The sequence below is a fragment of the uncultured Eudoraea sp. genome (assembly GCF_947258925.1).
GTDB lineage: Bacteria > Bacteroidota > Bacteroidia > Flavobacteriales > Flavobacteriaceae > Eudoraea.
On the sequence record NZ_CAMYKG010000015.1, the window covers coordinates 73068 to 88138 of the forward strand.

The following is a 15071-nucleotide window of genomic DNA, read 5'->3' on the forward strand; positions in this document are numbered from 1 at the left end:
ATGATGGATGAATTAGAATTATTGAAAAAGGATTGGCAAAAACGGGAAGAACAACACCCTAAATTGTCCTATGACGAAATCTATAAGATGATTAAAAAGAAATCATCTTCAACGGTTAAATGGATCTTTTATATAAGTATCATTGAGTTTGTCTTTTGGGCGGTTCTTAACTTATTATCCTACAGCAAAGAATCCCTGGAGCTCGAAAAAACCTGGCACATATATGAAATCACGACTACGCTTACGATTATTAATTATATAGTATTAATCTATTTTATCTATAAATTTTACACCAACTATAAACGCATATCCCTTACCGAATCTTCAAAAAAATTGATGAAGACCATATTGGATGTCAAGAAAACAGTTAGCCAATATGTCTGGTTTAATATTGGAATTTTTGTTGCCTATTTAATTGTAAGCCTGTATGGAAATCTGAAACATGGTGTGAATAGTCAGGAAATAGCCGAAGCGGCCGCCAGGGCAGGTAATGAAACACTTTTCTGGGTTATGCTCGTTGGCATGATCTTATTAGCAATAGCAATAGTCCTTGTGCTTATCTGGTTATTTTACAAACTACTTTACGGAATATTGTTAAGCAGACTTAGAAAAAATTACAACGAGTTAAAACAGTTGGAAGTTTAACTTCGCCATCTGCGTTGTTTATTCTTTTCTTCGTAGGCCATTAATTCTTTCTCAGGAATTACTTTTAGGAATGAAGGATGCTGTTCGATGGCATATTCCAATTTTTCAATAATTGATTCGATAGACTCATTTTCATAATCTATCTCCAAAGGTTCTTTTATCACCATTGATTGAAGTATTCCTTTTTTCTTTATGAGCAGCCCTTTTTTGTCGAATGACCTTCTAAAACCATCTATGACCACAGGAACCACAACAGGCTTATACCTCTTAATAATATGCGCGGTGCCCTTTCGCAATGGTTTCCAAGGAGTCGTTGTGCCTTGCGGAAAGGTAATTACCCATCCATCATTCAAGGCCTTACCTATATTGGAAATATCACTCATTTTTACCTGGCGGTTGACATCTTTTCCTTCTGCACGCCACGTTCGTTCTATACTTACAGAACCCACATAAGCGAAAATTTTAGTGAGCAAACTTTTACGCATGGTCTCTGCAGCCGCTACGTAGTAAATATTCAACTTAGGCCTCCATAAATACCCAATATTTTTTATGGAATCATCGCGGCCATGTAAACTGGCGTTAAATACGTGGAACATTGCAACTACATCGGCAAAATAAGTCTGGTGATTGCTCACAAATAATACATTCTGGTCTGGTAGATTGCGTATTATTTCTGAGCCTTCAATTTCCAGGGTGTTAAAACCTTTATAACGTTGATGTGTAACAAGCCCGAGAGTGCGGATTATCCACAACTTGATAAATAAAATATGTCCGAAAGGATTCTCCTTAAATAAACTCATAGTCTACAAAACTACAAAATATGCCTTATAACACCTGTTTGAAAAGTTCTTTGATTTCACTTAACATCATAGCAGTCGCCCCCCAAACGGTATAACCCATTAATTTAAAGGCAGGTACCTCAATACTTTCCGCGTATGAAGTTGACAAAATTTGGGTGATCATCCTGGAATCATCCATAAAATCCATAAGTGGGACTTCAACCAGTTCATTTACTTCCTTTATTTCCTTAACAAAGGGCTTTCGCTTATTGTATAAACCAATATAGGGTTGTACATCAAAATTACTGGGTGGTATGTAAATCTCGCTTAGCGGACGGATTATTTTAACATCTCCAGGTTCAACACCAACCTCTTCATGAGCTTCCCTAAGCGCCGTGTCTAGCAGGTCTTTATCCCCTTTTTCCGCCTTGCCTCCCGGGAGTCCTACCTGATTAGAATGTATCCCGGGATAGGTATTTCTAAGGATAAGCAATAAATTAGTTAGTTGCTTTTCATCCGGATAAAATAAAGCAACAACCCCGGCTTTCCTGGGGTTTGGCTTCTTACTTTTCAGTTTCTCCAATTCGTCAATTCGAATTTGAGGAGCCATTTTATAGTGTGAAGATGTACCCGGAAGAGGTAGATTTTTTATTTTTGATACCTGAACTTCAAAATCTGTATAGTACATGTCGCTTTTAAGAATTACCTTCCTTGCAATATTACCAATATTTTTTTTTGGTTCCTGTAAACAATCTCCTTCTAATAACGACAAGCAAGATAAACCCGAAGCTGTAGAGTCTGAACCCGTTCTTTCAGATTCAATTGCTGACCCTATTGTAAAAGAAGTAGAAGAAGACGTCTTTGTACTAACCGAAGAAAACGCTATAGATTTCTTTTTCGACTACCAGAAAAACCTTAAAACAACGCAGGTGAAGCTTACTACCAGTATGGGTAGTTTTACGGTAGAATTATATGATAATGTACCTTACCACAAAGCTAATTTTATATACTTGACCAAAAAGGGATATTTTGATAACACCATGTTTCACAGGGTGGTAAAGGATTTTATCATTCAGGGAGGGAATGCAGATAATAAAGAGACGGCCGCCAAGCGCAAAGCCATTGGACGTTATCTTTTACCCCCGGATACACGTAAAGGCTACAAACATCACAGGGGCACTATCTCCATGCCAAGCAGTGAAATAGATAATCCCCACATGCTTGCCTCTCCGTATGAATTTTTTATTGTTGTTACAAAACCAGGTTCCTATCATCTAGATGGTGATTTTACACCCTTCGGAAAAGTCGTTAGCGGGATGGATGTAGTAGATAATATAAACCAGCAACCGGTAGACAGCGGTGACTGGCCCATGAAAAACATCTACATACTTAAGGCCGAAATTGTGGAGTAATTATTGAGTTTTATAGATACTGGGAAGCACTATTCTATATTTAACGGCTAATAATCGTATACCTATAACAATAAGAATAGAAGCCAAATAAACATATTCATCCCCCAAAGGAAGTTTTCTAAGCAAAAAATAACTGAGTCCTCCCACCACGCAAGCTGTCGCATATATTTCCTTATGAAATATTACAGGTATTTCATTACATAAAATATCCCGGATAACACCGCCAAAACTAGCCGTAATAGTACCCAGAATAATACACATAACTGGTAAAAGGTCTGCATTTAGACCTTTTTCGATTCCAACCATCGTATACAAACCAATTCCCAGTGTATCAAAAAGAAATAATGACTTTCGTAAATATTTTAATTTTTCACTGAAGGTTATAGCCAGAATTACAGTACCAACAATAGTAATAATATAAGTGGCTTCCTGCATCCATGCTACCGGAGTATTTCCGATGAGTAAATCCCGGAGCGTTCCTCCGCCCACGGCGGTGACAAATGCAATAATAAACACCCCGAACAGATCCAGGCGTTTTTCCATAGCAACAAGCACTCCGGATATAGCAAAGGCTACGGTGCCTAATAAATCCATTAGAAAGTAAAACATAATTCCTGCTATTTAGGTAAATCCAATTCTGAGCGTTAAAACTATAAAAATAAACTTTGCCAGGAAGAGGGGCACAAAAGAATTGATTTTTGTAAAAATGATAATAAAATTGTAAGATTATACAAGTATAAATATTGTCTTGTGAAGGAAAACCCAACCAACAAGCTATGAAGTGTATGCTATGGATATAAAAAAAGGACGTCTGAACACAGGCTATTTCTTTCTTGGATTATTTGCCTTTTTTATTGGGTTATATCCTTTGCGATTTATTGGATTACCTTATGAAGACAGTCTTCTAGGGTCAAAACCTCAAGCGCTGCTCAATAGTTCTATTTATCTTACTGCTTTTTATACACATATTTTTTTAGGGGGCCTTGCCCTGCTCACAGGATTTTCTCAGTTTTACAAAAGACTAAGAGTAAAAAGAATAGGCCTTCACAGGACATTAGGAAAAATATATGTGCTGTCTGTATTACTCAGCGGTATTTCGGGTTTGGGCATCGCATTTTATGCAACAGGGGGTATTATCCCTGCTCTTGGGTTTGCCGGGCTTGCCATACTTTGGCTTTATACTACCTTTAATGCTTATACCAGTATTAAAAAAGGAGAAGTTACGAACCACCAACGGTGGATGATCCGTAGTTACGCACTTTGTTTTGCCGCTGTTACACTTCGACTTTACCTCCCTACATTCACCGGTTTATTGCATATGGACTTTATTCCTGCCTATAAAATTATTGCCTGGTTGTGTTGGGTACCAAATATCCTTATAGCGGAGATTTTCATCGTAAGAAGACTTACCTAAATCTTCCAATTGCCAGGGGTGCCGTCATTTGTTTATTTAGAAGTATTAAATGATAAAATACAGTTATTTTTTTCTAAAATTGAGTTTTATTTATCACTACTTTTAAGAAATGATTTTGGTCTTTATAAATAAATCGCAAAGCATACAAATACGTATATGGGATTAAAAAGACCGTCGTTGCGTTAAAACATCAAAACATTAATATTTAAATAGTATAGCTGCATTCTGGTATTCATGAGAATTTTATTTCTAGTTATTTTCATATTTATAATGTCTAAACCTTTCGTCCTATTTGATTTTTCCAAAGAAAGTAATATCCAAAACTGGATCGTTGTGAATGATGGTGTTATGGGAGGTCTGTCAAAAGGATATTTCTCCATTAATGACAATGGAGATGGCTTATTCAGGGGTAATGTATCTCTCGAAAATAATGGTGGTTTCTCTTCAGTTCGGTACAATTTCGAATCCAAATCGGTCACTGACTTTAAGAAAATAACGCTTCGTCTTAAAGGGGATGGAAAGCGATACCAGATAAGGGTGAAAACAATGGTTTCGGATTATTATTCATACATCGCCTATGTAGAAACGAATGGGGAATGGCAGACTGTTGAAATTCCATTTACAGAAATGATCCCGTCATTTAGGGGTTATAAACTAGATCTTCCCAATTATCCCGGGGAATATATGGAGCAATTTGCAATTCTAATTGGAAACAAAAAAAGAGAAGATTTTGAATTATACCTGGACAAAATAATAATCGAATAGCCGGATAAATATAAATATCCCTAAGATATTTGCAAATCAGGTTTTTAAAACGAAAAAATGAATTATAAATTTATACAAACCAATATGAATAAAGCATTGTCCACATTCCTATGTGTACTCTTTGCTGTGGCCCTGAACGCACAAAATATCATAGGATTTAAATCTGAAAATATAAAAAAACAGCTCGAACTGGAAGCTTCTTTTGAATCCCAGATATCCAGTACTAATCTGGATTCGTGGATGAAAAAAATGGCGGCGCGCCCCCACTATGTGGGCACTGAATTTGGAAAGGAAAATGCAGAATGGATGCTGAAACAATTCAAATCCTGGGGCTATGACGCAAAAATTGAAACTTATCATATACTGTTTCCATATCCAAAAGTCAGAATACTCGAATTAACAGCTCCAACTGTCTACAAGGCAAAATTGACTGCTGTGCCGGTTGAAGGTGACCCATATACAGAACAGGGAGATGAATTATTGCCCAGCTACAATGCATTCTCCACAGATGGAGATGTTGAGGCAGAACTGGTATTTGTCAACTATGGGATTCCTTCAGATTACGAAGCGTTGGAAAAACTTGGAATAGATGTTAAAGGTAAAATTGTTATCGCAAAATATTATGGGTCCTGGCGTGGTATTAAACCCAAACTAGCGGCTGAAAAAGGAGCTATTGGTTGTATCATTTATTCTGATCCTGAGGATGACGGTTATGTTCGGGGCGATGTTTACCCGGAAGGTGCTTTTAAGAATAAAACAGGTGTGCAACGCGGATCTGTTATGGATATGCCCTTATATCCGGGAGATGTGCTCACTCCGGGTTATGGTGCTACCGAAAAAGCAGACAGGTTGGACAGAAAAGATGCCCCAACGATTACAAAAATACCGGTATTACCTATTTCCTATGAAGATGCCGCTCCATTATTAGAGGCACTTAAAGGTCCGGTTGCTCCAGTAGCATGGAAAGGGGGGTTACCACTCACCTACCATATTGGCCCGGGACCTGCAAAAGTTCATCTAAAACTGGAATTTGACTGGCAATTAAAGCCGGCATACAATGTCATAGCCACTCTTAAAGGAGCACAGTTTCCCGATGAATGGATTTTACGTGGAAACCACCACGATGCCTGGGTTCATGGGGCGGCAGATCCGGTTAGTGGGATGGTGGCCTTAATGGAAGAAGCCAGAGCCGTTGGCGAATTAGCCAAAAAGGGACAACGGCCAAAACGAACCTTGATCTACTGTGCATGGGATGCTGAAGAACCCGGGTTAATTGGTTCAACGGAATGGGTAGAAGATCATAAACAGGAATTGCAGGAAAAAGCAGTCGCGTACATTAATACCGATGGTAATGGCAGGGGGTTTTTTAACGCTGGTGGTTCTCACACACTACAGACCCTGGTAGCTGAAGTAGCAGATGTGGTTACAGATCCACAAAAGGGTGTTTCAATAAAGGAAAGAAAAATTGCCAGAGATAAAATAAATTCCGGAAGTGCTGACTTTAAATTGTACGCACTGGGATCGGGTTCTGATTACACCCCATTTATTCAGCATGCCGGAATTGCATCACTGAATCTGGGTTTTGGAGGTGAAAATGCCGGTGGAGAATATCATACAATTTATGATACGTATTCGCATTATAAACGTTTTAAGGACCCTGAGTTCGCCTATGGGGCTACTCTGGCGAAGACCGCAGGCAGAATTGTATTGCGACTGGCAAATGCTGATCTGCTGCCTATAGCATTTGACCCCTGGCACCAGACGTTATCGAGCTACCTTGAAGAAATAATGAAGTTATGTAAAACCATGAGGAAAGACGTAGAAAAACATAATAACCTCATTGAGGATAATGCATTTTATCTGGCTTCAGATCCAACTAAACCCTTTATTGAACCTCAGAAAAAACAGCATATCCCCTACCTGGATTTTACGCCAATTCAAAATAGTATGACCAGGATAAAAGCATCTATTGATTTATTCAATTCAATAGATTTAAATTCCCTTTCAAATAGTGATCTTGAAGCATTAAATAAAAAATTAATGCATACCGAGCTCTCCTTAACCGATGCTTCCGGTTTGCCCAGAAGGTCTTGGTACAAACACCAGATCTATGCTCCGGGTTTCTATACAGGGTATGGCGTTAAAACCTTACCTGGCGTTAGGGAAGCAGTAGAGCAAAAAGAATGGCAGGAAGCCCAGCAGCAAATTAAAAAACTGGGGCTCACATTGGATAAATTAAATCATCATATTGAATCACTTTATTCAATTGCCAAGAAAAAATAGTCTGGTTCTAATAAATCTCGTTAATTAAATACCAATGATTTCAAGCAGGTACTTTTTATATTTTATAGCCTTTATTGCAATAGTTTTATTGTCAGAGTCGTGCAATCAGAATTCTAAAATCCCAAAGGAAGTTCCATTGACTTATGTTTTGGATTCCCTATCCGCAACCACTTTAGTGGATGCAAGTCAGGAGTATATTTCGCCAAATTTGGCAGAAGGGCTTACCCTGGATTTGTGGGCCTCGGATTCTTTGGCTCCGGATCCGATTGCCATTGATATTGATGATGAAGGGAATATCTATCTGACAAGAACCAACAGACAAAAAAATTCCGAATTCGATATTAGAGGTTATCAGGAATGGATGACAGCTTCAATAAGCCTTCAAACTGTTGAAGACAGGCGTGCTTTTTTACGTGAAACATTCGCACCAGAACGTAGTGAAGAGAATGAATGGTTTCCGGATCTTAACAATGATAGCATCCATGACTGGAAGGATTTAACGGTTGAAAAAGATGAAATCTGGAAACTGGAAGATACCGATAAAGATGGGGTCGCAGATATTTCCACTCGAATTCTGGAAGATTTTAATGAAGAAATTACAGATGTTGCAGGAGCTTTGTTAGTGCGGGAAGATGATATTTTTGTGGGTATAGGCCCCGATATGTGGCGAATAAAAGATGCTAACGGAGATGGTGTCCTCGATACTAAAACTTCAATTGCTCACGGATTTGCGGTTCATATTGGATTTGGAGCGCATGGAATGTCAGGCGCCATTGAAGGCCCGGATGGTAAGATTTATTGGGGAATTGGTGATATTGGTGCCAGTATTACCACCGTTGAAGGCGATACACTTCATTACCCGAATCAAGGGATGATTGTACGAAGTAATCCGGACGGAACAAACTTTGAGGTATTTGCAAGAGGACTTCGAAATACGCACGAATTTGTTTTTGACGCATATGGTAATTTAATTTCTTCGGATAATGATGGGGATCACAGAGGCGAAAGTGAACGCCTTGTGCATATTGTTGAAGGTTCAGATGCAGGATGGCGGGCTAATTGGCAATATGGAAAATATACAGATCCAAAGAACAATAGTTATAAGGTTTGGATGGATGAGAAACTATACCTGCCCCGCTGGGAAGGACAAGCAGCCTATATAATACCACCAATAACAAACTACCATAATGGTCCCACAGGTATGGTTTATAATCCTGGTACGGCACTTGGAAAAGATTGGTTAAATCAATTCTTCCTGGTGGAATTTGTTGGTGATCCTGCACTATCGCATATTTGGTCTTTTAGCTTAAAGCCAAAAGGTGCGTCGTTTGACCTGGAAAAGGAATTGGATGTTTTGAGCGGTATCCTGCCCACAGGTTTAGAATTTGGCCCCGATGGTGCCTTATACCTTGCCGACTGGATAAATGGCTGGGGAACAAAAAATTATGGTCGTGTCTGGAAACTTGATGTAGAGGATTCAAAAAACGATCTGAAAGAGCAAAGACTGGAGACAAAAAGGCTCATGACTTTGGAATATGATGATTTGTCTGTTGACGATCTTGCTGAACTCTTGTCTTATCCGGATATGCGCATAAGGCAAAAAGCCCAATTTGAGCTGGCAGATCGCACATTTTGGGGCTACAGAACCCTTAAAGATGTTATCATTGAAGATACAACCCAATTTGCCAGGATACATGCCATTTGGGGAATTGGTCAGATCGCGTCAACAAATTATAAAAAGGCTGAACCCTTACTCGATTTGTTGAATGATGACGATCCTGAAATTATAGCCCAGACCGTTAAAGTATTAGGCGATATATATTATAAAGAGGCAGGCGAAAGTCTTATCCCGCTGTTAACGCATGAAAATGCCAGAGTCCGTTTCTTTGCGGCACAGGCTTTAGGGAGAATAGAATATAAGGAGGCTGTTCAACCCTTAATTAATTTTCTTGCGGTGAACAATGATGAGGATGTTTACCTGCGTCATGCCGGGGTATTGGCTTTAAGTAGAATTGGTGAAATAAAACCCATTATTTCCCTGGTGAGGAGTCCGCAAAGAAGTCTGCGAATTGCCGCGGTATTGGTCTTAAGGCGGCTACAAAATCCTAAAATCGCAGTATTTCTAAGGGATAAGGATGAATCTATTGTGACCGACGCAGCAAGGGCCATTAACGACGATTGGTGAATTCCGGAAGACATGCCCGCTTTGGCAGGTCTTTTGAAAGGAGAACGGTTTACATCAGATTAATTTCATTTGCCAAAAGAACCGATGTTTCAGGGGATCTACGGGGGGAAGCTTTGGCAACTATTGGTACCTGGGCCTCTCCTTCGGTTTTAGACAGGGTAGACGGGCGTTTCAGGGGAGAAATTAAACGCGATTCGATTATCGTTAAACAAAAAATTGAAGGGGACATCCCTGTTTTTTTAAAAGACAAAGATCCAAATATACTTATTGGGACTTCCAAAATTCTGGGTACCCTTGGAATAACTTCATATAATGCTCAGTTAAAATCCATTTTTTACAAGGACCGAAGGCCGGCTGTTAGGGTAGCAATGATAGAAGCTTTAGGAGAACTGCAAGATGTTGAAATAGCCTCATTGGTAAAGAAGGGGATGCAGGACAGCGATGAAAACGTCAGGGCGGCGGCAGTTCAACTTATTCCTGATTTAAATATCCCCAAAAACAAATTGCCGGGTGTAATAGGTCCAATATTTAAAAATGGATCTGTCCGGGAACAACAGGGAATGATCACAGCATTGGCAGAGATGCCTCTTGAGCAAAGTGGGGATGCCTTAAAGAGCCTGATTCAAAAAGCAGGATATAATCAGCTTGAGCCCGGGGTGATTCTCGATCTAATTGAAGCTGTTGAGTCTACTCAATCATCAGAACTGATAGCCAGTTTAGACAGGTTGAAAAATAGTGGTTATTCAGTGGATTCGTATAAGGAAGCCCTTTATGGCGGAAGAAATTGGCCTGGAGCGAATGTTTTTAAGAACAATTCTGCCGCTCAATGTGTAAGATGCCATGCCGTTGGGGGAGCAGGTGGCAAAGTTGGTCCGCCACTTGATAATATTGCAAATATCCTGAGTAGAGAAGAACTTTTAGAATCGCTCATTGAACCCGGCGCCCGCTTAGCACCCGGGTATGGATCTGTGACTTTGACTCTTAAGGACGGTCAGGTGGTATCAGGGATCCTTGCAGCTGAAAACAGGGAGGAGATCATTTTAAAAACCTCTGATGCCGAGCCCATGGAAATTGCGGTTTCAAGAATAAAGAAAAGACAAAATATGCCATCGGCAATGCCGGCAATGGGCACGGTATTGTCTAAAAGAGAACTAAGAGATTTAGTTGAATATTTATCAAATTTAAAGGGAAAATAATCAATTGAATAAATCCGAATGGGATTTACCGAACCGGCTTTTTAGTGTTTCCAGATATTGGAATTTAATTATTACCTTGAACAATTCAATTTAAATCAGAGGGACCGTCACGAAATAGGATCTTCGTAGAACCCAATATTTGTTTTGAAAGCAATCTATTTAATAGCAGTTAAAAAAATTAATAATTTCAAAAATCTTAATTACCTAAAACCTTTATGAAACTTCGATTAATTTTATTATTACTTTGTCTTACATATCTGAATATTAAGGCGCAGGAGACCAAAAAAGACTATACTGAAGCCTTCAAAGTTATTCAGGTTTGGTTAGATGCTCAAAAAGATTACGAAAAACTCCCGGGTATTTCTGCGTCAATCATTAAGGATCAGGAAATAATCTGGTCGGGGGCTTTTGGAAAAGCAAATATAGAAGCCGACGTAAATACAGAAACAACCACCATTTGCAGTATCTGTTCTATTTCAAAATTATTTACGGCTACGGCCATTATGAAGCTGTATGATAAAGGTAAGCTTCGTCTTGATGATAAAGTAAGTGATCTATTGCCCTGGTATAATCTGGATCAGAAATTTGCTGATAGCGGACCTATTACAGTGCGCACTTTGTTAACGCATTCCTCCGGATTACCCAGAGAGGCTAATTTTCCTTATTGGACCGGCCCCGATTTTCCATTTCCAACCCAGGATGAAATCAAAAAAGAATTAGGCAATCAGGAGACATTGTACCCTGCATCAACGTATTTTCAATACAGTAATCTAGGCCTCACTCTTTTAGGAGAAATTGTGGAGCAGGTATCCGGAATTCCTTTTACAACCTATGTAGAGGAAAACATTTTAAAACCACTTGAACTGAATGATACCCGAACACAACTCCCTGAACGTTTATACGGTAGTCAATTGGCCATTGGGTATTCAGCCTTAAACAGGGAAGGGCAGCGTAAAAAAGTGAAGCTATTCCAGGCAAATGGTATTATGGCTGCAGCAGGATTTTCATCTAACGTCCTGGACCTTGGGAAATTTGCATCCTGGCAATTTCGGTTATTGGATTCAACAATTACGGAAATCATTAAACCCTCAACCTTAAAATATATGCAGCAGGTACACTGGACAGACCCCGACTGGAAGACAACCTGGGGTTTGGGTTTTGCAGTTTCAAAGGGTAGTGATGGTACAAAATGGGTTTCGCATGGTGGCAGCTGTCCTGGCTACAGATCGGGAATACAGCTAAATCCAAAATCCAAAATGGCCTATGCTGTTATGATCAATGCCAATGGGACCAATCCTCATAAATATGCCAGGGAAATGCATGCCATTCTCAAGAAGGTGAAAAAGTCCGATTCAACGATAGCAGATAAATCCCCTAAAAAAGACCTTTCTGAATATACCGGATATTATAGTGATCAGCCATGGGGTAGTGAAAGTTATATTTCAACCTGGGAAGGAAAACTGGTTATTTTGAGCCTTCCGGCAACCTCACCGTCAAAATCCATGATTTTCTTTAAGCATGTAGAAGGGGATAGCTTTCAGAAGATAAGAAAAGACGATGAACCCGGAGAGATGATAGTATTTGAAAGAGATGAAACAGGGAAGGTTACCAGATACAGTCAGCATGGAAACTATTCGAATAAAATCAGGGACTAATGAAATTTAAATCAATTTTTCTAATGGTTGGCTGTAGCCTTTTTATGGCTATTTCATCCTCACAGGAACTTAATGCTTTAGCAGCTGAATTTTTAAACACTTTGGATCCGGATTTAAAGTCAATTACAATTTTTGATTTGGATGACAAAGAACGCCTTAATCTTCATTTCGTACCGATAAAAAGGAAAGGGCCCACTTTTCATGACTTTAATGATGAACAAAAAGAGGCCGCTATGGCCCTGCTCAGAGAATCATTGAGCAGCGAAGGGTTTCGAAAAACAAAAGAAATTATGGCACTGGAAGATGTTTTGCTGGAGATTGAAGGAGGTAAATTCAAAATGCCGGATGGTTCACCGGGTCGTGATGCACTTAATTATCATTTTTGTGTTTTTAATGATCCGGCAACTCAGCAGTTTTGGGGATGGCGATTTGAAGGACATCATATTTCCTTTAATTTTGTCGCCTCAAGTGGGAAGATTGTTGCCTCTACACCATCTTTCCTGGGGTCAAATCCGGCTATAGTCCGGGAAGGAGCGCAAAAAGGCAAAGAGGTTTTAAAGATGGAAACACAATTGGGGTTTGCCATGGTAAACTCCCTTTCAAAAGACCAGCTGGACAAAGCCCTTTTTTCTGAAAAAGCTCCCAGAGAAATTTTCACCACTAATAAACAAGTTGTAACGAACCTTGACCCACCGGGTATTTCCTATGCAGAATTAGATAAAAATCAAAAAGAAGCTTTAGAAAAGTTACTTATGGTTTATTTGGACAATTATGAATCAGGGTTTTCCCAGTCTCTTATGGATAAAATAAATACTGCGGGAATGAATGAGCTCTCATTTGCATGGGCAGGAAGTTTAGTACCCGGAAAAGGCCACTATTACAGAATACAAAACCCCGTAATTTTAATAGAATATGACAATACTCAGAATAATGCCAATCATGTTCATACCGCTGTAAGGGATCTTACGAATGATTTTGGGCGCGACCTTCTGAAAGAACATTATAAAGAAAGTCATAAACATTAAAAGATAATTTCTTCGATAGTCCGGAATCCACAACTTTTTGCAGTTAACTTAACGAATTGACCCAGAAGCCAATGCGAGTGGAATTCATCCATTATTATGCCCATTCTATGCATAAATAGCAACCAACTATACAGTTTAACTTTAGAATTATTTCTTCAAACATTTAATTCCTTATCTTTAAACGAACTCGATTGAAGTTTCCATAACTATCCATGCAAATTCGTCGTTTTCAAATTCCCCCATTTCAACGAAACTTATGTATCGCCTTTGAGGTACAAGACTAGGGTAGAAAAAACAAACAACAAAACTAATGAAAACAAAATCCAGCCTGTTAATCCTGGCCATTGGGCTTCTTGCCTTGATTTATTTTTTACAAAATCAAAATGAGGATAAAAAACTGGACTATTCCCAAAAAGCGTCCTTTTATTCTATCAAATGTACCGTAGCAAAATATTTATTGGAAGATGTGGATACCACCCAACAGATTTCACCATTATTTGAAAACCTGGGAAATCTTACTTTCCCTATTTCTACATCCAAAGAAATGGCCCAGACATTTTTTAATCAGGGCTTAAAACTCACCTATGCTTTTAATCATGCGGAAGCGATGACCCGATACCACCAGACGAGCGCAAGGAGAAATATAATGAGGCATTATCAAAAGCGAAAAAACTGGCCGCTAATGCAAGTGCAAAAGAACAGGCATTGATTAATGCACTTACATCAAGATACAGTACTGACCTAACTAAAGATGTGGCTGAATTGAATATGGCGTATATGGAGGCTATGACTGATGTAGTAAAACAATTTCCGGATGATTCAAATATTCAAACGCTATATGCTGCATCCGTAATGAATACTGTACCCTGGAATTATTGGGATAAGGATGGAAATCCGTCACCTAATATTACCGAAGCCAAAGCAGCACTGGAACGCGCTATGGAATTAAATCCGGATAATCCCGGAGCACATCACTATTATATTCATATGGTAGAGCTTCCAAAACCGGACCTTGCAGTTCCAAGCGCTGATAAATTAGCATCTCTAATGCCTGCCGCAGGACATATTGTTCATATGCCTTCTCATATCTATATTAGGGTAGGTCGTTATCTGGACGCAGTTAAGACCAATCAGGCAGCTATTTTAGCCGATGAAGACTACATATCACAATGTTATTCACAGGGACTTTATCCCCTGGGGTATTACCCGCATAATATTCATTTCCTTTGGTCTGCCGCAAGTTTATTGGGTGCAAGTGAAATAGCCATTGATGCGGCTAAAAAAACAGCTGAAAAAGTACCTACCGGAGAATTGATTTCGCTTCCATTTCTTCAGGATTTTGCATCAACCCCTATGCTTTCCTATGTTCGTTTTGGCAAATGGAATGAGATATTGACCATCCCGGCCCCAAATCCAGAAATTAAACATGTAAACCTAATGAGGCACTATGCCCGGGGAATAGCATTTGTGCGAAAAAACAATGCTAAAGAAGCTAAAGAAGAGTTGGAAGCTATTGCTGCCTTTAAAGAAGACCCTGAACTTGAAGAGCTCGTGGCTACCGCCAATAATAACTCGGCTTCCATTGCCAATATAGCCTATGAAGTTGTCGCCGGTGAACTGGCCTCACTTAACGGAGACTTGCCCAAAGCAATTGAACATTTAAAAAATGCTGTTGCCCTGGAAGATAAACTGGTCTATACCGAACCTGCGGC

13 protein-coding genes and 1 pseudogene are annotated in these 15071 nt (G+C 39.3%); 11 read left to right on the top strand and 3 right to left on the bottom strand.

The genetic code is table 11. The annotated features are described in order from the left end of the window. Window positions 1-645 carry a hypothetical protein gene (locus tag Q0X77_RS07190; protein WP_297795193.1) on the top strand — a complete coding sequence of 215 codons (645 nt, stop codon included), beginning with the start codon at window positions 1-3 and terminating at the stop codon, window positions 643-645. Here Q0X77_RS07190 and Q0X77_RS07195 read toward each other — a convergent pair. Together Q0X77_RS07195 and Q0X77_RS07200 are read right to left on the bottom strand one after the other, a co-directional pair. Further along, a complete protein-coding gene (locus tag Q0X77_RS07195) occupies window positions 642-1445 on the bottom strand; it encodes a 1-acyl-sn-glycerol-3-phosphate acyltransferase (protein WP_297795196.1) in 804 nt (267 codons plus the stop codon). The genes Q0X77_RS07190 and Q0X77_RS07195 overlap by 4 nt on opposite strands. Before the next feature lie 25 nt (window positions 1446-1470). Further along, window positions 1471-2112 (bottom strand): CoA pyrophosphatase, encoded by a 642-nt coding sequence (locus tag Q0X77_RS07200; RefSeq protein WP_297795198.1) that lies wholly within the window; start codon window positions 2110-2112, stop codon window positions 1471-1473. Here Q0X77_RS07200 and Q0X77_RS07205 point away from each other — a divergent pair. Beyond that, a complete protein-coding gene (locus Q0X77_RS07205; RefSeq protein WP_297795201.1) occupies window positions 2111-2836 on the top strand; it encodes a peptidylprolyl isomerase in 726 nt (241 codons plus the stop codon). The genes Q0X77_RS07200 and Q0X77_RS07205 overlap by 2 nt on opposite strands. Here Q0X77_RS07205 and Q0X77_RS07210 read toward each other — a convergent pair whose 3' ends face one another. Then, on the bottom strand, window positions 2837-3445 hold the full coding sequence (locus Q0X77_RS07210; protein ID WP_297795203.1) for a trimeric intracellular cation channel family protein: 609 nt from the start codon (window positions 3443-3445) through the stop codon (window positions 2837-2839). A gap of 181 nt (window positions 3446-3626) precedes the next feature. Here Q0X77_RS07210 and Q0X77_RS07215 point away from each other — a divergent pair, with 181 nt between their 5' ends. The 9 genes and pseudogenes from Q0X77_RS07215 to Q0X77_RS07255 form a co-directional block, all read left to right on the top strand. Continuing rightward, complete coding sequence (locus Q0X77_RS07215) at window positions 3627-4250, top strand: DUF2306 domain-containing protein (RefSeq protein WP_297795206.1); 624 nt, start codon at window positions 3627-3629, stop codon at window positions 4248-4250. Between the two features lie 270 nt (window positions 4251-4520). Further along, a complete protein-coding gene (locus Q0X77_RS07220; RefSeq protein WP_297795209.1) occupies window positions 4521-5015 on the top strand; it encodes a CIA30 family protein in 495 nt (164 codons plus the stop codon). A 57-nt stretch (window positions 5016-5072) separates the two neighbouring features. Then, window positions 5073-7298 carry a M28 family metallopeptidase gene (locus Q0X77_RS07225; RefSeq protein ID WP_297795212.1) on the top strand — a complete coding sequence of 742 codons (2226 nt, stop codon included), beginning with the start codon at window positions 5073-5075 and terminating at the stop codon, window positions 7296-7298. Window positions 7299-7332: 34 nt separating this feature from the next. Then, window positions 7333-9483, top strand: a complete 2151-nt coding sequence (locus tag Q0X77_RS07230; RefSeq protein ID WP_297795214.1) for a HEAT repeat domain-containing protein — start codon at window positions 7333-7335, stop codon at window positions 9481-9483. After that, window positions 9480-10679 (top strand): HEAT repeat domain-containing protein, encoded by a 1200-nt coding sequence (locus Q0X77_RS07235; RefSeq protein ID WP_297795217.1) that lies wholly within the window; start codon window positions 9480-9482, stop codon window positions 10677-10679. Before Q0X77_RS07230 ends, Q0X77_RS07235 begins: the two co-directional genes overlap by 4 nt. A 215-nt stretch (window positions 10680-10894) precedes the next feature. Then, window positions 10895-12334: a serine hydrolase gene (locus tag Q0X77_RS07240; protein WP_297795220.1), complete on the top strand. Its 1440-nt coding sequence runs from the start codon at window positions 10895-10897 to the stop codon at window positions 12332-12334. Continuing rightward, complete coding sequence (locus tag Q0X77_RS07245) at window positions 12334-13359, top strand: DUF3500 domain-containing protein (RefSeq protein WP_297795223.1); 1026 nt, start codon at window positions 12334-12336, stop codon at window positions 13357-13359. The genes Q0X77_RS07240 and Q0X77_RS07245 overlap by 1 nt, the downstream gene beginning before the upstream one ends. A 310-nt stretch (window positions 13360-13669) precedes the next feature. Beyond that, window positions 13670-14068, top strand: a complete 399-nt coding sequence (locus tag Q0X77_RS07250) for a hypothetical protein (protein ID WP_297795225.1) — start codon at window positions 13670-13672, stop codon at window positions 14066-14068. After that, window positions 14065-15071: pseudogene (locus Q0X77_RS07255) on the top strand (hypothetical protein); the annotation flags it as partial. The gene Q0X77_RS07250 and the pseudogene Q0X77_RS07255, both read left to right, overlap by 4 nt.

Excerpts from the sequence above, each read along its gene's own strand:
- Q0X77_RS07190 (WP_297795193.1), top strand. The coding sequence starts at position 1 with ATGATGGATGAATTAGAATTATTGAAAAAGGATTGGCAAAAACGGGAA.
- Q0X77_RS07195 (WP_297795196.1), bottom strand. The coding sequence starts at position 1,445 with ATGAGTTTATTTAAGGAGAATCCTTTCGGACATATTTTATTTATCAAG.
- Q0X77_RS07205 (WP_297795201.1), top strand. The coding sequence starts at position 2,111 with ATGTCGCTTTTAAGAATTACCTTCCTTGCAATATTACCAATATTTTTT.
- Q0X77_RS07200 (WP_297795198.1), bottom strand. The coding sequence starts at position 2,112 with ATGTACTATACAGATTTTGAAGTTCAGGTATCAAAAATAAAAAATCTA.
- Q0X77_RS07210 (WP_297795203.1), bottom strand. The coding sequence starts at position 3,445 with ATGTTTTACTTTCTAATGGATTTATTAGGCACCGTAGCCTTTGCTATA.
- Q0X77_RS07215 (WP_297795206.1), top strand. The coding sequence starts at position 3,627 with ATGGATATAAAAAAAGGACGTCTGAACACAGGCTATTTCTTTCTTGGA.
- Q0X77_RS07220 (WP_297795209.1), top strand. The coding sequence starts at position 4,521 with ATGTCTAAACCTTTCGTCCTATTTGATTTTTCCAAAGAAAGTAATATC.
- Q0X77_RS07225 (WP_297795212.1), top strand. The coding sequence starts at position 5,073 with ATGAATTATAAATTTATACAAACCAATATGAATAAAGCATTGTCCACA.
- Q0X77_RS07230 (WP_297795214.1), top strand. The coding sequence starts at position 7,333 with ATGATTTCAAGCAGGTACTTTTTATATTTTATAGCCTTTATTGCAATA.
- Q0X77_RS07240 (WP_297795220.1), top strand. The coding sequence starts at position 10,895 with ATGAAACTTCGATTAATTTTATTATTACTTTGTCTTACATATCTGAAT.
- Q0X77_RS07245 (WP_297795223.1), top strand. The coding sequence starts at position 12,334 with ATGAAATTTAAATCAATTTTTCTAATGGTTGGCTGTAGCCTTTTTATG.
- Q0X77_RS07250 (WP_297795225.1), top strand. The coding sequence starts at position 13,670 with ATGAAAACAAAATCCAGCCTGTTAATCCTGGCCATTGGGCTTCTTGCC.